At 44.1% G+C, this 18,158-nt stretch carries 16 protein-coding genes; 2 read left to right on the top strand and 14 right to left on the bottom strand.

The features are described from left to right. Positions 1 to 5 precede the first annotated feature (5 nt). The 8 genes from AC1DUD_RS22790 to AC1DUD_RS22755 are packed head-to-tail and all read right to left on the bottom strand — an operon-like array spanning position 6 to position 7,074. Complete coding sequence (locus tag AC1DUD_RS22790) at positions 6 to 677, bottom strand: CIS tube protein (RefSeq protein WP_477378664.1); 672 nt, start codon at positions 675 to 677, stop codon at positions 6 to 8. After that, a complete protein-coding gene (locus tag AC1DUD_RS22785) occupies positions 677 to 859 on the bottom strand; it encodes a DUF5908 family protein (protein WP_477378662.1) in 183 nt (60 codons plus the stop codon). Before AC1DUD_RS22785 ends, AC1DUD_RS22790 begins: the two co-directional genes overlap by 1 nt. A 4-nt stretch (positions 860 to 863) precedes the next feature. Continuing rightward, on the bottom strand, positions 864 to 1,322 hold the full coding sequence (locus AC1DUD_RS22780) for a phage tail protein (RefSeq protein WP_477378660.1): 459 nt from the start codon (positions 1,320 to 1,322) through the stop codon (positions 864 to 866). A gap of 2 nt (positions 1,323 to 1,324) precedes the next feature. Continuing rightward, positions 1,325 to 1,756 carry a phage tail protein gene (locus tag AC1DUD_RS22775; protein ID WP_119408240.1) on the bottom strand — a complete coding sequence of 144 codons (432 nt, stop codon included), beginning with the start codon at positions 1,754 to 1,756 and terminating at the stop codon, positions 1,325 to 1,327. A 34-nt stretch (positions 1,757 to 1,790) separates the two neighbouring features. Then, the gene (locus AC1DUD_RS22770; RefSeq protein ID WP_477378657.1) at positions 1,791 to 3,782 is read right to left on the bottom strand and encodes a phage tail sheath family protein; all 1,992 of its coding nucleotides are present in this window, start codon (positions 3,780 to 3,782) and stop codon (positions 1,791 to 1,793) included. Positions 3,783 to 3,793: 11 nt separating this feature from the next. Then, positions 3,794 to 5,248, bottom strand: coding sequence for a phage tail sheath family protein (locus AC1DUD_RS22765; RefSeq protein ID WP_477378655.1), 1,455 nt, complete (start codon positions 5,246 to 5,248; stop codon positions 3,794 to 3,796). An 18-nt stretch (positions 5,249 to 5,266) separates the two neighbouring features. Then, positions 5,267 to 6,451: a hypothetical protein gene (locus AC1DUD_RS22760; RefSeq protein WP_477378653.1), complete on the bottom strand. Its 1,185-nt coding sequence runs from the start codon at positions 6,449 to 6,451 to the stop codon at positions 5,267 to 5,269. 38 nt (positions 6,452 to 6,489) lie between these two features. Beyond that, complete coding sequence (locus tag AC1DUD_RS22755) at positions 6,490 to 7,074, bottom strand: Pvc16 family protein (RefSeq protein WP_477378651.1); 585 nt, start codon at positions 7,072 to 7,074, stop codon at positions 6,490 to 6,492. Between the two features lie 418 nt (positions 7,075 to 7,492). Between AC1DUD_RS22755 and AC1DUD_RS22750 the strand changes: the two genes are divergently transcribed. Continuing rightward, positions 7,493 to 8,089, top strand: a complete 597-nt coding sequence (locus tag AC1DUD_RS22750) for an FMN-dependent NADH-azoreductase (RefSeq protein WP_477378649.1) — start codon at positions 7,493 to 7,495, stop codon at positions 8,087 to 8,089. Between the two features lie 56 nt (positions 8,090 to 8,145). Here the strand turns inward: AC1DUD_RS22750 and AC1DUD_RS22745 are convergent, their stop codons facing one another. Next, the gene (locus AC1DUD_RS22745) at positions 8,146 to 9,267 is read right to left on the bottom strand and encodes a metallophosphoesterase family protein (RefSeq protein WP_477378647.1); all 1,122 of its coding nucleotides are present in this window, start codon (positions 9,265 to 9,267) and stop codon (positions 8,146 to 8,148) included. Positions 9,268 to 9,430: 163 nt separating this feature from the next. Here AC1DUD_RS22745 and AC1DUD_RS22740 point away from each other — a divergent pair, with 163 nt between their 5' ends. Continuing rightward, the gene (locus AC1DUD_RS22740; protein ID WP_477378645.1) at positions 9,431 to 9,952 is read left to right on the top strand and encodes a protease; all 522 of its coding nucleotides are present in this window, start codon (positions 9,431 to 9,433) and stop codon (positions 9,950 to 9,952) included. A gap of 30 nt (positions 9,953 to 9,982) precedes the next feature. On the opposite strand, the gene AC1DUD_RS22735 is transcribed toward AC1DUD_RS22740, so the two are convergent. The 5 genes from AC1DUD_RS22735 to AC1DUD_RS22715 all read right to left on the bottom strand — a co-directional run bounded on the left by AC1DUD_RS22735 (position 9,983) and on the right by AC1DUD_RS22715 (position 18,153). Further along, positions 9,983 to 10,918 carry a sugar phosphate isomerase/epimerase family protein gene (locus tag AC1DUD_RS22735; protein ID WP_477378643.1) on the bottom strand — a complete coding sequence of 312 codons (936 nt, stop codon included), beginning with the start codon at positions 10,916 to 10,918 and terminating at the stop codon, positions 9,983 to 9,985. Between the two features lie 3 nt (positions 10,919 to 10,921). Further along, a complete protein-coding gene (locus AC1DUD_RS22730) occupies positions 10,922 to 11,779 on the bottom strand; it encodes a sugar phosphate isomerase/epimerase family protein (protein ID WP_477378641.1) in 858 nt (285 codons plus the stop codon). Positions 11,780 to 11,933: 154 nt separating this feature from the next. Beyond that, positions 11,934 to 15,374, bottom strand: coding sequence for a ThuA domain-containing protein (locus tag AC1DUD_RS22725; RefSeq protein ID WP_477378639.1), 3,441 nt, complete (start codon positions 15,372 to 15,374; stop codon positions 11,934 to 11,936). Positions 15,375 to 15,816: 442 nt separating this feature from the next. Beyond that, on the bottom strand, positions 15,817 to 16,161 hold the full coding sequence (locus tag AC1DUD_RS22720; protein ID WP_091211191.1) for a hypothetical protein: 345 nt from the start codon (positions 16,159 to 16,161) through the stop codon (positions 15,817 to 15,819). Between the two features lie 30 nt (positions 16,162 to 16,191). Further along, complete coding sequence (locus tag AC1DUD_RS22715) at positions 16,192 to 18,153, bottom strand: OmpA family protein (RefSeq protein ID WP_477378636.1); 1,962 nt, start codon at positions 18,151 to 18,153, stop codon at positions 16,192 to 16,194. Positions 18,154 to 18,158 lie beyond the last annotated feature (5 nt).

The raw sequence follows: 18,158 nt of genomic DNA, 5'->3' as shown, positions 1-18,158 counted from the left end.
ATCTGTTATTGGTTTAATGGTGGAAACTTGATCTTTGTACCAGTTGCGAGATACCTGAAATCGTTGAGGCTGTTTGCCTGGGCTACTTCGATGTAATACTTTGAATCGCCGTAGATCTGGTAGCAAAGCAGCGGCAACGTATCACCCTCGTTTATCACCCTGACTTTGGTCAGATCAGGCGATTGTGCGTTTTCCTTTGCAACCCGCTTTTTATCCTCAACCGAACCAATGAACGAAGCTTTTACAATAGCCCTGAGCGGGCGACCCTGACTATCAAACAGTTTGTAGCTAATATCCATGGTTTCCAAAGCTCCGTCAAACTGGAGTGTTCCCCAATAGATACTTACAAACCTTGGCCTATGCTTATCACCCTGGTATTCAATGATGAGCTTTTGCAGTTTGTCGATATCTTCATCAACCCCTAAATCGCCGGCTGTAGCACCATTGATTACCCCTGTACGATCGAACATCAGCTCAAAATCCATCTTCTGCGGCTCGATCTTCGAGAACTTAGGCAACTTGCCCGATGTTCCCTGCGCCTGTTTATCAGAATACTTGATCTCGATCTTCTGGCTGTAGCTTTCCGGGTTGACTTGCACAAACATGGAGCCTTCCTCATTTTTGCTCTTCGGATCGGACCAGGCCACGATCTTCATTTTGGTTACATTATCGGCCATCAGCGTTCATTTTTATTTTTTAAAATCTCCAATATCTGTTCCACGCATTCGGCAATGATCTCGTCTTTATCACCGCCTCCTCCGCCCTGGCTCCCACCTCCTCCTGAAGGTTTTGAATCTTGTTCGGCCGGACTTTGGTTTACGCTTAAGCGGATATTCAGTTCTCTGATCTCGATTGGCATAGCATCAGGTTTGAAGGGTGTAATACTGGTATTGCAGCTCAAAACTTTCAATAGCGATACTGTTTTGTTCGGCGTTCAAATCGCTCAGGCTCCATTTTTTGGGCCAGGCCTGTACTACGTTCCAGGTTAAAAGCGGGTCATGTTCTTCGTTAAGCAGACTTACAGTAAGGTCTTTAGGCTCAATAATGAAATTTTTGAACACATTATTGCACCAGTCCATCAGCAGTTTTGATTCGGTAATGAGCCCCCGTTTTAGCACCAGTGCCGGAAACTTCGCCCTCACCGGCAGCGCATGTTCAAAACGGTTTTCGCCACCCTCCTTTTTGGATTCTGTTTCCATCTCCATGGATAGACCTGATACGTTCTGGAACCGGCTGTCGATATTTTCATCGCCAATGCCCGTAAACACCACCTTAAAATGAAAGCCTAAAGGCGGATAACCCGATTTAGCGTCGAAGGCCATGATTAGCCGTTTTTAATGGTTAAACCTTCGTGCGCAACTTCAAGCGTTTCAATTGCAGCTTCGTTAGCGTCTGCCTTTAAATCTGCCGACTGGATCTTAACCGGGAAGGCATTTTTAACCGACCAGGTAACCACCGGCTGATGCTCTTCATTGAGCAGGTTGATGGTAAGGTCGCGACGTTCTATCTGGTTTAGTTTTACGGTATTCATCCAGTCATAAAACTCGTTATCATTAGCAAATGTGCCGCGTTTTAGGGTGATGTTGCCGTATTTGCGCATGCCAGGCATTTTTACCTTGTTATATTCCTTGCTGCTGCCTTCGCGGTATTCAACCACTTCGGTCTCGATTTGTAAGCCGGTTACTTCGGTAAAACCGATGCGTGTGCCACCCCAGTCAACCTGGAAATGGAATTTGGGTAGAGGATAATTTGCCATTTTATTTGTTTTAAATGAAATTCAATTGATTTAGTTAACTCTCCTGCATTTTATGTGAGAAGCGGAGGATGATGAACTCAGCAGGCCTTACTACAGCCATACCAATTTCAACTATCATGCGGCCTTCCAAAATGTCAAGCGCGGTCATGGTTTCGTTAAGGCCAACGTGTACAAAAAACGCGTCTTCGGGTTTAGCGCCTTGTAAGGCCCCGGCGCGCCATTGCAGTGTTAAAAAGTTCTGGATCATTACCCTCACCTTTGTCCAGGTGTTGGCATCATTGTTTTCGAACACAAAAGGATAGGTAGCCTTTTTAACCGACTCTTCAACCATAATAAAGAAACGCCTCACCGGAATGTAGCGCCATTCGTTATCATTACCTGTTAAGGTACGTGCGCCCCAAACGAGGGTGCCCCGACCGGCAAATGCCCTAATAGCATTGATTGATTTACCTGTAGCGGTGACGTTCATATCGTCCTGGTCACTGTTGTCAATTTTTACTGCAGGGCCAATCACGTTATTAAGGCTCACATTAGCCGGTGCTTTCCAAACGCCGCGGGTGCCATCAACATTTGCATAAACCCCTGCAATTGCTCCCGATGGTGGGATAGTGTTCATTTTAAGCGTTGTTGCCGAGTTAACGCTACCAAAGAATGCGCTACCTGCAAACAATGCCTGTTCGGCCAGGTTTTCATAAAACAGGGCTCCATTTATTAAACCACCAAGACCTGTTAAAATAGTGGCAACGGTATCCTGCAATGCCTGTAAAATGGAAAGCGCGCCCGCCGCGTCTTTGGTAAAATTATCGGCATTGGCAGCTATTGCAGCGTAATTTGAGTTTGCTAACCATGGTGTATTATCTAATACAGAATAAACAGGTGTTGGGTTACGGCCAGCCGTAGTATTGGCAGCCACCTTAGCATTTTTTTCATATGCTATTAGTTTGGTAATAGCAGTTTCCAGTTTAGCATCTTTGCTAAGCGCGTCAATATCATTGCCGTATAATGCGCTAACAGCAGGTGCATCTTTAGCCTTCTTACCAGCTGTTACAATAGCCGCTAACAAGTCAAGATAAGCGGTTAACTGCACATCAGGAGTTACGTTTTTAGCGATATTATTTGCCAGGGCAGTTAACTTTGCCTTTACAGCATCAACGCCGGTTGACCTCAATGCTGTTGCGTCTGCGGCGGTGCTAAATATTGAGCCAATTACTTTATCGCTATCTTTTATAGCGTTTTGCAAGTTTGTCACCAGCGCTTTTTCGGCGGCGCTTTTGGAAAAGCTATCATAGTTGGTGATCTTGGCAGGCACGGCGGCATTACTCCAAAACTCAAGCTGCCTGAAATCAAGATTAATGTCATAACTAACTATAATCCACGGATAATAAGCCGCCCCATAGTTAAGGTTATTAATGCCGATAGAACTGCGGAAGTTATCAATAGGTTTATAAGTGGCATCCTGCCGTTTATAGCCCTGTAAAACATCAAATATTGAGAACCTGTCTTGCAAAGCGGCACACAAGCCTAATGCTTGGGTTTGCAGGCCGCTAAAGGCAACAAGATCGGGCTTGCCTGCACTTACCAAAGTAACCGCGTCAGGGAATAGGATCAGGGTAGGCTCATCCTCGGCCGACAGGACATCGATACCAGCGGATATAGGCGGTGCTGTTACTGAGGCTGAATAATTTCCAACCGAAACTATATAACATGGCCCTCCGCCGTTATCAAAGTATTGCCTTAACGATGGATACAGGAGAAAAGTTTTATCAGGTGCAACATTCAGGATTTGGTTCGTAGCCGGGTCAACAGTAACCCTAAACGTTTGCTGTACGTAAGCGCCGCCAAACAGGCTCTCAAACTCCAATAGTGATTTTATACGGGTTGGTACATTCAACAACGATTTACCTTCTGGTGTTAACGCAAACGAGGTAAAACCAATAAAGGCAGGTATAGCGGTTTCAACCTGGGCAACTGATGGCGGAAACAGTGCAATTTCCTGCACGTAAACTCCGGGTGTTTTATAAGCCATGACTAATTGATTTAAGATTGAACCATTTTATGACTGAAACGCAGAATGATAAACTCAGCCGGGCGAACCACAGCCATACCCACTTCAACAATGAGCCTGCCTTCCAGTATATCCAACGAGGTCATGGTTTCGCCCAGACCAACGTGTACAAAGAAGGCATCCTCTGGCTTGGCGCCCTGTAAGGCACCTGCGCGCCATTGCAGTATTAAAAAGTTGGCTATCATACCGCGTACCTTTGCCCATGTGTTACCATCGTTAGGCTCAAATACAAAGGGTTGCGTTGAGTTTTTAACCGATTCTTCAACCATGTTAAAGAATCGCCTTACTGATATGTAACGCCATTCGTTATCATTCCCTGCAAGTGTACGTGCCCCCCAAACCAATACACCTTTGCCCGAAAATGCCCTGATAGCATTTACCGATTTACCTGTGCTGGTTACGTTCATATCTTCCTGATCGGAATCATCAATTTTAACCATTGGTGCCGATACCAGGTTGAGGCTTACATTTGCCGGCGCTTTCCAAACACCGCGGGTATTATCCACATAAGCATAAACACCTGCTATTGCCGCTGCCGGAGGCAAAATAACCGAGAACAGGCTGGTTTGCTGTTTAATATAGTTATACAGATCACTGTTGATGTGATAGATAGAATTGGCTGTATTGGCATCATCACGAAGAACAGCAGTGGCTGGAAAATCTGTTGCGGTAACGCCTGCACCTGTTACAATCAATTGCTTGCTTTCATTGCTGAAATAGTTGATACTGGTTTGCAGCCATGGGTAGTACGCAGCACCGTAACTAAGGTTATTAACTCCAATAGCGGTACGGAATGCCGTTGCGATATCGCCAAATGCTTTTTTCCCTTTATCGGCAACTGCCACGTACGGGTCAATAAGCACTACCCTGTCCTGTAAAAATGCCGCCTGGGCCAAAGCCGCGGTATATAAGCCATAATAATCGGCAGCGACGGTAAGGGTAGCCGCATCAGTAAAAAGCAGGATAGTTGGCTCATCTTCTTTTTGAACCGCGGCGAGCGCGTTGGTAAGCAGGGCTTTATCAACGTTAACTGCCGCACCGGTTTGACCCGCCGAAACAATGTAACAGGGACCGCCGCCATTGGCAAAATAAAGCTGCAAGCAATAGTACATCCTGAATTTCAGCGCCGCATAAGGGTCATCGACAGCGGCATCAAATGAAAACACGCCCGCCGCTTTTTTGATTTTGATACCGGTTGCTGTTCCGGCAGTGGTGAACAACGTGTTTTCAGCAAAACCAAATATCTGCTCATATTCTTTAAGCGATTTGATTCTGATAGGGTTGTACTGCAGTGAGGCCCCGTTATAGCTAATATTTTGTGTGTAGCCTATAAAGGCAGGGATAGCCGTTTCAACCTCGGCTACCGATGGAGGTAGGAGCGGAATTTCTTCCACATAAACACCCGGAGTTTTGTATGTTGTTGCCATATTACTGTTTTTTACTTCTTAAAAAAATATGTCTGAAAAAATCTGATTGGTTTCTGGTTTAATAAGCGACGCCGTTGCGTTTGGCAGGTCAATAGTAGTTGGATTATTATTTTTATCCTTTACCTTCACGGCTATAAAACCCTGCCTTGTAAGAGGCAATGCATTATCACTCACTGATGCTGCTCCGAAAATTTTACCTATGTACCGCCAATAAGTTGCCCTGTTTTTAAACCGTAAGCTAAACACCGGCGATTTCAGCGTGGTATCAGCCTGTAACAGATTATATACGGCGTTGCTTGTTTTGACACAGATATCAATAAAAGCCCAGGCCGATGAATTTATGCTGTAGTAAAACGGAAAATCATCTGTATAACCTGTATCAGCCAGGTGAGCTGTGTATAAGCCTTCGGGTAAACTACCCAGATCGGCCTTTATAATATTCAACGGACCTGTTTCCATACTGGTAAGTACATTTACCACATTTCCGGCCCGATCTTTTATAGTTAGTACTGGAGCTTTGCCTGCTACTGTTACCTGGTAGGTAAATATGCGCCCGGACTGGCGGATCAGGTCGCTGCTACCGGTGTAAGCCAAAGGTTTTCCGCCAACAAGCGGATCGGTAATCCAGTTACCTGCAGGCGTAGCTCCGGCAGTTGGATCAAGGTTATTTTTTTGCTGCGCGATAAATAATTTGGTTGGCGTAGCCTGGTTATCAACCAGCATATCGCCCGGGTAATAATCGGTAGCAGCTTTGTACACATTTGGCGTGGCAGTCAAAAAAGGGGCTACACGCGGCGAATACGAAGGATCGTTAGTGAAAAAGTACACCATACCATCCGGCGCTTTCAAAGGCAGCGAACTGTAATTGGCAAAAAGTCCATCGTTAATGGCCAAATTAAAGCTAAATACCGTAGTATCTGCAGGTACTATCTGCGGCTGCTCCTTGGTGCCATTTAAGGTATATGGGATGCCGGTTATAATGCCGGTTTCTGTTTGTTTATAAACGATATGCAAACCTGCAAACATGGCCCTGGTAGCATTGGTAGGTGTTACACTCATGAAACTGCCTATATCGTAACGCCCCAGCATAGCCAACCGCGCATCGGCACTCAGCGTATCAAAAAGCGTAACACCGTCGTCAAGGTGATAATGATGGCGGATGTCAATCTCAAACAGTGTTTCGTAGTTCAGGTCAAGTACCATCGGGTTATCATTTATAGGTTAATCGCCCGCACTAATCATTAACTCAGTTTATCGGTCAGTTCTATCTTCTTAATGATGCCGCGTGTTTCGGTCACATTGTCGCGCAATATTTCAATGAGTCTTACGCGGTACAGTACATATGGAAATTGCTTGCCGCCCAGCGTGCTCCACAGGTAATTGGCCTGCTCAAATGTGGGCGAGTAGATATCAAGGATGAGGCGAAAATCGCCAAGGCCCACTTTTGTGGTCGGGCTGTTTTGTTTAGTAAAGGTGTTCTTCCCCTGAAAAAACTCAACTATATATGAAAGGAAGATCAGTGATTTTTCATATGAAGAATGAAGGCACGCCGAAAACAAAACATACAGGTTAAGGTACATGGGTGCATTACGATAGTTAATATCATCGCCATTGCGTACATAATTGGGGATGTTTTTCATGGTAAATTCTTCCGAGATATTTACCAGTGTTACCAGGACATTCTCAAGCCCCTTGATCTCGTCATCGCTCAGGTGGGCCACATTTTTAAGCTGGGTAAAGCTTGAACTGAGCCCGCTGTTGCCATCGGTTGTTTTGAGATAGTTGTTCAACTGCTCAGTTAAAAAACTTAAGGTCTGGTAAATCATGATAATTAGATGTTTATAGGTGGTTGCAGTTTGACTGCTGATGTTATTTCAAAGTTGGGTATCTGGCTTTAGTAACCTGCAAGTGTATGCACGTTAATTACCGCGTATTTATACGCAATCGACCCACGTATAAATACGTGGTAATGAATAGGTTAAAAAAACACAAAAGCTTTAAATTTTAATAAAAACGAGGTTTTTCAGGTAATTGGCGAGGCGTTACGAAGCACTGATTTTTAAAACTGCGTAAATCATGCAAAGCAGATAAGCAGCTACTATGCAAACAACACATCTATCTGATGTTCAAACAAATATATACAACATGATTACTACTATCCTAAAGGATACCGGTATCCTTTAGGATAGTAGTATCTTTTTGATAGTTAAGTAGGGTAATTTTGCTTTCACAAAATATAGAGCAATGAAAATATTACATCTAATCAGTAGTCCGCAGGGCGCAGCATCATTCAGCGTAAAATTAGGCAATGCCATTGTCAGTGAATTACAATCGGCGCATCCGGATCATACATTAACCACACATGATTTAACAGCCACCCCATTTCCGCACCTGGAAGAAGCGCACCTAACTTCTTTTTATACTCCCGAAGAAAAAAGAACGCCAGAGCTTGTTGAAGCCGTTAAACACTCAGACGAAGCAATTGCTGAGCTAATGGGTGCCGATGCCATAGTTATTGATACACCTATGTATAACTTCGGTATCCCATCAACCTTAAAAACATGGATAGACCATATTGCCCGCGCAGGCAAAACTTTCAGTTATGGCGAAAAAGGTCCTGAAGGCCTGGTAAAAAACAAAAAGGTATATCTGGCCATTTCATCGGGTGGAGTATACTCAGAAGGTTTTATGAAACCTTATGATTTTACCGAACCTTATTTAAGAACGACTTTAGGCTTTTTAGGAATGACGGATATCAAAGCTTTCAGAGTTGAAGGTGTAAAAATGCCCGGCTTACAGGAAACAGCTTTGGACAAAGCAATACAGGCTATTGAACTTTAATAGCAAACAAAAAAGGGAGGCTTTGGCCTCCCTTTTTTGTTTATGCTTTTTATCTTTCAGATCTTCACAACAAAACTATCCGTCAAAACAGCTGTATGTTCGTCTTCATCTGCTATCGTATAATACTCACCTGTTAAATTAAGTCCCTGATTATTCCGTTCGAGGCTTATTTTTAAGAAACCATGTTTGGTATCGCAATTATGTTCAAGGCTTACACCATCAAAGCGTGAGTCTTCGGCAGTGAACCTTTCATTGTCAGTCAAAGCAATGGGGTGTAATTCGTCAAACCCTCCGGTACCGGCTACAATGTATGGCACTGCTGTTAAATCATCATATTGTTTGCTGAAACGCTGGTAGTTGTGCACGTGCCCGCTGAAAACAATATCGGGCCTGATCCCGGTTTCTTCAAAAACGCCTTCCAGAAAATCAATCATCGGTAAACTTGCCCCATGATTAATATCTGCTGAATAAGGGGCGTGGTGCATGCAAAGAATAATAGCTTTATCAGGCCGTTGGCTATCCGCCGATCTTAGTTCCCCTATAAACCAATCGCGCTGCTCAAGAGTAACAACGCCGTATTTAGGCACATTTGTGTGCAAACCGATGATAGTTGCCAGCGGAGTATCCATTGTCCAGTAAATATTGGGCTGCGGCACGCTTTTGCGATCTATCTTGCGACTCAGCATTACCGGGCGTGAAACCGTATCGCAAAACACGGTTGTAAAAGCATCAAGGCTTTGATACGGCATTGCGGCAGCCGGGTTTACATCACTATCATGATTGCCTGCTATGGCAATAATTGGCCCAGGATATACACTGTAAGGCTCAAAGAATTGGTCGTAATAGTTGTGGGCCTCACCGTAGTTGTAAACAACATCACCCAAATGATATAAAAACATGGGCTTGTCGGCGCCGGAAAACGCTTTATATTGCGCGGCCATTAAGCTTGCTATGCGTTTTTGTGAGCCGGGGTTACGGATACTGCCCGTATCTCCCACCATATGAAAAACCATTTTATCATCAGCAATACCAGTCACCACATCATGTACCGATAAATGATAAGGATAATTGCCGGAGTGTTCGGGCAGCGGCTGAAATTTATAGCTATCGTCCGGCTGGTCTTTTTTGATAACCGGACTAATATGTTTTGATGCTGAAATTAAAGCTATTTGCTCCATAATAACTACAAAATTACGTATACTAATATTAAGAAAGGGTTAAATTGAAGTTTCATATTTCCGGTAAAGAGCATTACTACATTGAAGCATGCTTATAATTTCAAGAAAGATGTTTTAGATGGTTTATCCTCCTTATGGCAATTGAAGTGTTTACCTTTGCCGCATGAAAAACTACAAAATAATCTTATCTGCGGCCCTGCTGGCCTTATCTGCATGTAGTGTTAACAAGGTAAAAAGCACCTCTGCCGGTTCCGATTCTGCTAAAGATCAAAACTCTGCTCCTGCTGCAAGCCCAGGCCTGTTTGCCAAATTGCAAATAAAGAATACCATCAAGGCCGGCGACCCTGTTGAACTAAAATTCACGGTTTATAACGATGCCGATACCGCTCGTCAGTTTTGCAAATGGCATACCCCATTTGAACCGCTCATGAGCAAATATCTCGACGTTAAAGATGCAAGCGGCCAGGAAATGTTATACAAAGGCGCTATGGCTAAAAGAATAATGCCGCCGCCTGCCAGCAGCTATATCAAAGTTAACCCTAAAGATAGCTTATCTGTTACTGTTGATCTGCTAAAGGCGTATGATATCACTAAGCCATCAAAATATACTGTTATTTATGTAGGTCAAAATATGAGCGGGCTAACATTAAAGGATAGCATTGAGTTTGTTTATGGAGGGAAATAAACAACTGTAAGTAATTCCCCCTTCAGGGGCTTAGGGGGCCACCGCCTTCATTTTTGCCAACGCTGTTTTAGCTACCGTTAAAGCATCCTGCGCATAATAGCTTTTATTGAAAACCTCGAACGAAATCACCAGTGGCCGTTCGGGGTTTTTAACTATTTGCAGGATCCGTTTAAGCGGGGCAATACCATCACCACAATAGATCCTGTCGGGTTCGGAGATTTGCTCCGGACTGATCCCTGCCGGGTAGTCATTCACATGAAAAATATCAAGTGCGTGGTGTCCAACATAGTTCAGGCTCTCCACTGCCGATTGGCCTTTAAAAATATGGAACACATCCAGTAACATCCGTGCGTTAGGATTACCGCATTGGGTAGCCACATAAAGTAACTGGCTTATATGCTTGAGATTCTGCGATCCGCCCCACATTTCCAGCTGAGGCATAACACCCGTTTGTTCGCCCATTTTCAAGATGGTAAGGTATCGTTCGGTAACTACATCCAGATCAAGCACCGGCCCTTTGGTCATACCAGCCGGAGGGGCAGCAATGTGATGGCAGCCTATCTGCGCCAGCATTTCCATTTCCTGCTGTAGTTGCACCAGCGCTTTTTTGCGGATAGCTTCATCATCGGCCAGCCATGGGGCAAAGCCTATGGCATCTTCAATTTTAAGTCCCAGGCCGTTGATAATCTTTTTGGCTTCGCTTAATGAGCCGCCGCCCTGCAAATAGGATTGCAGGGTATCAATCCAGATTTCAACAGAAGTAAAACCGGCTTTGGCAGCCACTTCAAGCTCCTTAACAAAACCAAGGTTATGCCCGCGGATGGTACTCATGTTTAACGAGTAAACGAAGCCGTTCCCCGCTTTGGGCGCTATCGGTGCTGCCGAAACTCCTGGTTCGCTTAATACAGCGGCACCTGCCGTTAAACCTATTGCTTTTAACACTTGCCTGCGGTTTAAATTGCTCATATATTAATCTTTTAAACCTTTCAGATAGGCTATTGTAACAGGCAACTGTTGGCTATACGAAGGACTTTCATCTTCAATAAAGTAATGTTTAATGCCGGCCTTTTTCGCAGCTTTTAACACTCCCGAAATATCAATTTGCCCGGTACCTAAGGCCACATCATTTTTAGTATCCGTACCGCCGGTAAGGTCGTTAGCTACACCTTTGCGAATATCTTTCAGGTGCATTAGTTTAATCCTCGACGGATATTTGTTGATCAGCGCAGCAGGATCCTGCCCGCCATGGAACGACCATAGGATATCGATCTCGAACGAGACATATTTCGGGTCGGTATTTTGGGCGATATAATCGAACAACGTACCATCGTTATAAGTACCAAACTCATAGCCGTGGTTATGGTAACAGAAGGTTAAACCTGCTTCACTCAGGATCTTGCCTACCCGGTTAAAATCAGCAGCTGCTTTTTTGGCATCATCTAAAGTAAACTCTTTACCATGCGGAATCCAGGCAACCATCACATATTTAGCACCCAGTATCTTAGCCAGCTTGATCACGCTGCCCGGGTCATTCACAATAGCCTCATATCCAGCCCCGGTTGATGGGATGCTGATGCCGCGGTCGTCACACATTTTCCTGAACTCTTCGGGTGGCATGCCTTTTGGCCCTTCGCCTTCAATTTCGGTAATGCCTAATGATTTTATGGTATCCAGCACAGCGGCAGTTGCTTTGGGCATGCTGCTGCGAAAGGTATAGGCCTGTACCCCTATTGAATTGGTAAATAATGGCTTGCCTTGTGCCGAGGCTTTCTGTTGCCCTAAAGTCATGGCGGCTAAAAGGGCTATAGGAATGATTGATTTTTTCATGGTTTAAACTAAATGGACTATCCTTATAAAATGGTTATAAAAAGCTGTCATTGCGAGGCACGAAGCAATCCCCAAGAAGCAGAGCGCCAGGCAAGTCCGATCTGTAAAGTTCGCGATTGCTTCGTTCCTCGCAATGACGTGATTATTGATAAGGCTACTCAACAAACTGAATATCCTTTAAATTTAAAATACCGTCACTTGGCTTAGAATGTTTTATGGCGAAGAAATATACGTCATGCTTTCCGCTTATTGGCTTAGTTAACTGCCCGGTTATTTCGCCGGTTTTATCCCATGAGCCTGTGGTTTGGTAAACCGCAGAACTGATCACCGGTCCGGCTTGCGAATCTATTCTCACCTCTATCTCGCCATCATAGTCCTTCGACGCGTATTTGTAAGCAAACTTGCTGATATTGGTCAGGTCTATATTCCTGAACAGCATATATGATTTATGATTACCTGCCGAAAGGTCATTTTTGAACCGGTTGAAACCTTTCAATTCATCGGCATAAACAGCTTTAACCGCTGAGTTCCGCAAAACTACCATATCCGTAGCCTTTAGCGGACCAACAACTTTACCGCCTTTATCGGTATAAGAAGCCAGCAAGGTGTACTCACCACGCGGCTCAGCATCATTAAATTTCAAATTGAGCGTACCGGTTAAAGGCAGCGGCAACACCGGACTCTTTTTATCGGTAAGCGAAAAAATGTATTTCACTATTTCCCGCGTATCGGCATTTGATAGTTGCGGGTGGGCGCTCATTACATGTTCTGTGCCCCAACTGCCTGCACCGCCCGCGATTATCTTTTTAGAGAGCTGATCAATAGCTCCCTTTTGTGTTTTATACTTGTTAGCAATAGCCAAAAAGCTTGGCCCTACCGCAGTTTTATTAATAGTATGGCACGATTTACAATCACTACCGGCTATCAAACCTTTGCCGGGATAGCTTACTTCAGTAGTTGATAAAGCACTTAAGTTTTGTATTGTGCTGTTGGCCGACGGCTGTGGATTGTAGATGTAAAACAGTTTCACTCTTTTAGGGTCGATCTTACCGTCCTCCTTATCACTAACCATCACATGATAACGGAATGGTTTACCCTTCCATATAAATGATTTATTATCTGCACTTGCTATGGTTACTTCAGGTTTAGTATTGCCTACCCTTACAATCACTGTATCACGACCGGATAAACCGCCTTTATCAGTAACTTTTAAAATGGTTTTATATACACCCGGCTTCGTAAATGTATAACTGGCCGATGGTGTTGCTGCACCAACGGTTTTACCGTCAAATAGCCACTGATAAGTGATCTTATCGTCATCGTCAAGGTCTTTACTGTTCTGGCTGCTGAAGCTTACTTTAAGCGGGGCCTGCCCTGCTATTTCCTTCTTAGCCGGAAATTCCTTTACTTCAGAAGTCAGGAACTTTATTTTATTAAACTTATTGAAAGCCGCTGTGTCCGAAATGCTGGCTTTTGCTATCGGCGCACGGTTGCCCGTATTGTATTCAATTTTAACTAACCGGGCGTCCTCGTTCTGCGCTCCGTAAACCGAACCGTATTCCAGCATGTACAAAGCACCATCTGGCCCAAACTCCATATCAATCGGCCGCCTGAAATCTCCGTTGCCTGGCATAAAGGCTTCGTTACGCAGGTAGTTTTCATTCTGATCAAAACGGAGGTCGATCACCCAGTTGCGCATCCAATCGGCAACAAACAAACTACCATCATAATATTCAGGGAATTTGTTTGGATTTTTAATACTCTTATCAAACTCATAAAAATCACCGCCAATGGCACAGCGGCCGCCCATACCCAATTCCGGAAACTCATCAGAAGCTGCATAAGGATACCAGATCATCGCCGGTGTAGCTGGAGGCAGCACATTGAGCCCGGTGTTATTAGGCGAATTATTTACAGGCGCTTTAGGATCAAAATTTGGTCCGGGCTTAGCGTTCACAAAATCCCAGTGTGAGTAAGCAAAGTTATTGCCCACAAAATACGGCCAGCCAAAGTTACCGGCTTTACGCGCCTGGTTAAACTCGTCGTATCCGCGTGGCCCGCGTGGTGAATCGTTTCCTGCATCGGGCCCAATCTCGCCCCAGTATAAAACCGACGTTTTAGGGTTCACTGCAATCCGGTAAGGGTTACGGCAGCCCATTACATAAATTTCGGGCTTGGTTTTGGCTGTGCCTTTAGGGAAAAGGTTTCCTTCCGGGATGGTATACGTACCGTCAGCTTCGGGATGAACACGCAGGATCTTACCTTTAAAATCATTGGTATTACCCGCGCTGCGTTGCGCGTCCAAACTATAATGTTCCGTGCCGGGACGCTCATCCAAAGGCGCATAACCATCGGAAGGAAACGGGCTTGAGCTGTCACCTGTAGACAGGTACAGGTTTTTATCCTTATCCCATGCCAGCGAACCGCCATGATGTGCACCGCTTACCTTTTGTACGGGCACTTTAAGTAAAATCTTTTCCGATTTCAGGTCGAGTACATCTGCCGGGCTTAATTTAAAACGTGAAAGCTGAAAATTAAGCGGCTCAACAGTTTGTCCGGCGGGCATATAATAAATGTAAACAAACTGGTTCTTATCAAAATCAGGATCAAGCGTAAGGCCGATAACCCCAGTGCCACCCTCATAAGTGATCGGGAATTTATGGATCACCTTAAACTTATTGGTTTTGGTATTATAAACCGAAAAGTTGCCCATAAGCTGGGTAAAAAACACGCGGCCATCCTTAGCTGCGGCCAGTTCCATGGGCGAAGCAATGTTGCTCACCAGTACAGTTTTAATAAACCGCGTTTGATCGGGTGCTACTTTTGAATAGGATTTATTGTAATTAAGCGGCTTGCCATTGCCCATAGCATATTTGATGCCACCCAGCAACTGACCTAAAAACAAAGGATCGCTGTAACTTTCGTCAGTATGGCCGCAACCGGTGTAAAAAGCACGCCCGCCATCAAACTCGTGATACCATGTTATGGGGTGATTAGCGCCATTGGTGCCACCATCATAAGTATTTTCATCAAGACTTGCAAGTACATGAATACCGCTGTAAATAGATTTGTAGTTATACCATTCATCGGTACGCTCCCACCTTGCTGGCAGGTTGGCAGTAGCCGGCTGGCTTTTATCTGTTACATCGATTGTCGCTTTGCGGATATTTGAATTATTGGGGTGACTTGAAAAATAAGCACCAACCAGTTTGCCATACCATGGCCAGTCATATTCGGTATCGGCGGCAGAGTGTACGCCCATAAAGCCACCACCTGCCTGGATATAACGCTCAAAAGCAGCTTGCTCAACGGCATTAAGCACATTACCCGTGGTGCAATTAAATACTACGGCCTGGTATTTTTTAAGGTTATCGTCATTAAAATTGGCCGAATTAGTGGTGGTATCTACATCAAAACCGTTCTCGTTGCCTAATTTTTGAATGGCAGCTATCCCAAAGGGAATACACGAGTGGTGCCAGCCTAAAGTTTTGGAAAATACAAGCACACGCGGCTTGTCAAACGGTTTTTTAAAGGAATAAAGCAGGAAGGTTAATCCTGTCAAAAAAACGTAGGTGAGTTTTGTTTTTAATGACATATTGAGATTATTATTGGTTTACATTAAATGAACAGCCATAAAAGCAGCATTATCCCCTCGCTCTGCTAAAAGGATTTATGTACAAGGCAAAAAAATATAAAATGCAGTGTTGCTAAAAGGGCTGTTCAAACAATTGGCTTACACAATAATAACTATTTAAAACATTCAGTGTGTATTAATTACACTTTTATTTTAGGCGACGATGGATTTGTAATTGAATTGTTACGGCTATTAAATTCAATGTAAAGACGCATCACATGCGTCTCCCCCATGCAATTATGGGAGTTGCCAAATTGGAAAAGTGCCTCATCCTGCGTCAGACGCATGTGATGCGTCTCTACGGAAATAATAAAAACAACGAACCCCACAGAAACTTATCCGCGGGGCTCGTACTAACCATTACAACCCAGGGCACATCAACTAACAATATGCCCTTTTATCTTTAAATACCTGGCGCTACATCTTCATAATATTCTGGTATTATGGCTTTTTGGATCAGGGTATTTTTATGTTTTTCAAGCAGCTTTTTCCACCAAAACTGGTATTTGCGGGGGTATACTACCCTATCCTTATAATCACGTTTACACAGGCCCTCGTATGAGAGCAGCTTATTCATAACCTGGCGCGAGTGGTCAACCACCATGTGCGATTTGGGTGTATACCCCATAAGCCTGTTGATCTCGCGATTGGCCTTGCCAAGCAGTATCAGCTCAAAAATGTGAATGTGAAACGTTGAAAATCCTTTTGTTCTTAAAAACGGTCGGTGAAATGTTGCTGATTCTTTCATAAAAAATAGCTTAGGTTAATAAATCCATGATTACTCTGTTTTTACCACTGTAAATTCTGTGCGCCTGTTCAGTTGTCTCCCTGCCGGGTTATCTTTACCGTTAGGTAAGGAGTTTGGCGCAACAGGCATACTTTTTCCATATCCTTTGGCATAGATGCGCTCAGTTGTTATACCCTGACTTATAATATAATCCACGCATGCCTGCGCCCTGGCTTGTGATAGCTTGATGTTATATTTTACACTGCCCACCGAGTCGGTATGCGCGCCAAGCCTGATAATCAGCTTAGGGTTATCTTTCATGATGGTAACTAATTCATTAAGCACTGTTTTAGATTCGGGCCGTAGCGTTGCCTTATTGAAATCATACAAGATGTTATTGATCACAATAGGCTTATCTTTTTCAAAAGCTTGCAGGCAGATCTCGGCATTATACAACGTATCGTTGCTCATTTGACCGCTTGCGGGGATAGGTAGGACCTTCGCGAAATAGCCTGTTTTTTCGAGCTTTAAATTGTATGGCCTTTTTGAGGTTACTTTAAAAGCATATTTGGCATCAGCCCCCGTGGTCACTTCCTTAAGGGTTTGTTTTGTCAGCGAGTCGATAAAGCTTACCTTAACACCGGGTAGTGGTTTATGCGTTTCGCAATCGGTAACTATGCCTGCCAGAATAAAGCTTTTGTTATGCACCTCGAACAGGTTCAAGCAGCAATCTGATTCCCTGTCCGAGCTGATGTACCATTTGTTGGTATCCTTGTTATCAGGCATAAAATACAGGTCATCCTTGGCCGAGTTCATCGGATAGCCCATGTTTACCGGGGCACTCCAGCTGCCGATATCACCTTTACTTTCAAAAAAATCAAATCCACCTAAACCAATAAAACCTTTCGAGCTGTATATCAACCTTTTTTCATCAGCATTATAATAAGGTGCCTGTTCATCACGATCTGTATTGATGCTGCTGCCCAGGTTCACTGCGTTTGTGGCATCACCGTCATCGCCCAAATCGCTCACCCAAATATCATCGCCGCCAAAACCACCAGGTTTGTTCGAAACAAAGAACAGTTTCTTACCATCGGCAGAAACAAACGGCTGTATTGCATTGTAACCATCAGCATTAACATTGCTGCCGAGTTTATGCAGTGGCTGCCAGGTGCTATCCTGCTTTTGCGTAAAATAAATACTATGGTAAACCTTGCTTCCCTCCTTATACCAGCGGGTAAGGTACATCCGCTTACCATCGGGGGTTAATGATGGCGTACCGTATTCGGCATCTTTTTTGGCATCATTATCTTTTAAAGTAATTACCTGCGGTTTAAGGCCGCTGGCTGCATTGGCAGTGTAAATACGGTTGATGTGTTTTTTATCATCCTTTGCAAAGCGCGATGAGGTAAACATAAAGTTATCACCTGTTTGAAGCAGGGCGTAATCTGATCCGTCCGAATTCCAATCCCCTTTTAGCTTTACAGCTTCGAGTAATTGCGGATATTTATATTGCTCTTTTGCGAAAGTACAGTTAGCTATTTCCTTATTGGCGATAGCTTTGTTTTCGTCAGTTTTATCATAACCGACGTTAAATTGCTGTAATTCAGTAATAGCATCATCAAAATGCTGAATAGCCCGTAGGCACACCCCATGCCAAAGCCTTGCCAGTGGATATGTTGCCGCATCCGGGGCATCGATGGTCTTTTTATACCAGCCTTCGGCCTCTATATAATTTTCATACAAACGGTATGATTCGGCCAGCCTGTAACTCACATAAGTAGCATCCGATGGCTTATCCTTTTTGGGCGCCTTGTTCATGGTTTGAAAAGGCACCTCCTTGCTTTGCAGCAGGTGCATACCTTCTGCAACCTTACGGTAATAAAAGGCAGCTTCGTAATAATCCTTATCCGCAAATGCCCTATCGCCCAGGTTACGAAAATCCTTACCGTACTGGCCAAAACACGTCAGGGTAATGGCCGATAAGAAAATAGTTATAATTATAGCTCTCATAGTTA

It is taken from the genome of Mucilaginibacter sp. P4_A11 (genome assembly GCF_056402535.1).
The sequence above is the reverse complement of the archived record's forward strand: the minus strand, read 5'-3'. Positions and strand labels throughout refer to the sequence as shown.

What these genes read in the sequence shown, in the direction of transcription:
- AC1DUD_RS22790 (WP_477378664.1), bottom strand. Translation starts at nt 677, where the DNA reads ATGGCCGATAATGTAACCAAAATGAAGATCGTGGCCTGGTCCGATCCG.
- AC1DUD_RS22785 (WP_477378662.1), bottom strand. Translation starts at nt 859, where the DNA reads ATGCCAATCGAGATCAGAGAACTGAATATCCGCTTAAGCGTAAACCAA.
- AC1DUD_RS22780 (WP_477378660.1), bottom strand. Translation starts at nt 1,322, where the DNA reads ATGGCCTTCGACGCTAAATCGGGTTATCCGCCTTTAGGCTTTCATTTT.
- AC1DUD_RS22775 (WP_119408240.1), bottom strand. Translation starts at nt 1,756, where the DNA reads ATGGCAAATTATCCTCTACCCAAATTCCATTTCCAGGTTGACTGGGGT.
- AC1DUD_RS22770 (WP_477378657.1), bottom strand. Translation starts at nt 3,782, where the DNA reads ATGGCTTATAAAACACCCGGAGTTTACGTGCAGGAAATTGCACTGTTT.
- AC1DUD_RS22765 (WP_477378655.1), bottom strand. Translation starts at nt 5,248, where the DNA reads ATGGCAACAACATACAAAACTCCGGGTGTTTATGTGGAAGAAATTCCG.
- AC1DUD_RS22760 (WP_477378653.1), bottom strand. Translation starts at nt 6,451, where the DNA reads ATGGTACTTGACCTGAACTACGAAACACTGTTTGAGATTGACATCCGC.
- AC1DUD_RS22755 (WP_477378651.1), bottom strand. Translation starts at nt 7,074, where the DNA reads ATGATTTACCAGACCTTAAGTTTTTTAACTGAGCAGTTGAACAACTAT.
- AC1DUD_RS22750 (WP_477378649.1), top strand. Translation starts at nt 7,493, where the DNA reads ATGAAAATATTACATCTAATCAGTAGTCCGCAGGGCGCAGCATCATTC.
- AC1DUD_RS22745 (WP_477378647.1), bottom strand. Translation starts at nt 9,267, where the DNA reads ATGGAGCAAATAGCTTTAATTTCAGCATCAAAACATATTAGTCCGGTT.
- AC1DUD_RS22740 (WP_477378645.1), top strand. Translation starts at nt 9,431, where the DNA reads ATGAAAAACTACAAAATAATCTTATCTGCGGCCCTGCTGGCCTTATCT.
- AC1DUD_RS22735 (WP_477378643.1), bottom strand. Translation starts at nt 10,918, where the DNA reads ATGAGCAATTTAAACCGCAGGCAAGTGTTAAAAGCAATAGGTTTAACG.
- AC1DUD_RS22730 (WP_477378641.1), bottom strand. Translation starts at nt 11,779, where the DNA reads ATGAAAAAATCAATCATTCCTATAGCCCTTTTAGCCGCCATGACTTTA.
- AC1DUD_RS22725 (WP_477378639.1), bottom strand. Translation starts at nt 15,374, where the DNA reads ATGTCATTAAAAACAAAACTCACCTACGTTTTTTTGACAGGATTAACC.
- AC1DUD_RS22720 (WP_091211191.1), bottom strand. Translation starts at nt 16,161, where the DNA reads ATGAAAGAATCAGCAACATTTCACCGACCGTTTTTAAGAACAAAAGGA.
- AC1DUD_RS22715 (WP_477378636.1), bottom strand. Translation starts at nt 18,153, where the DNA reads ATGAGAGCTATAATTATAACTATTTTCTTATCGGCCATTACCCTGACG.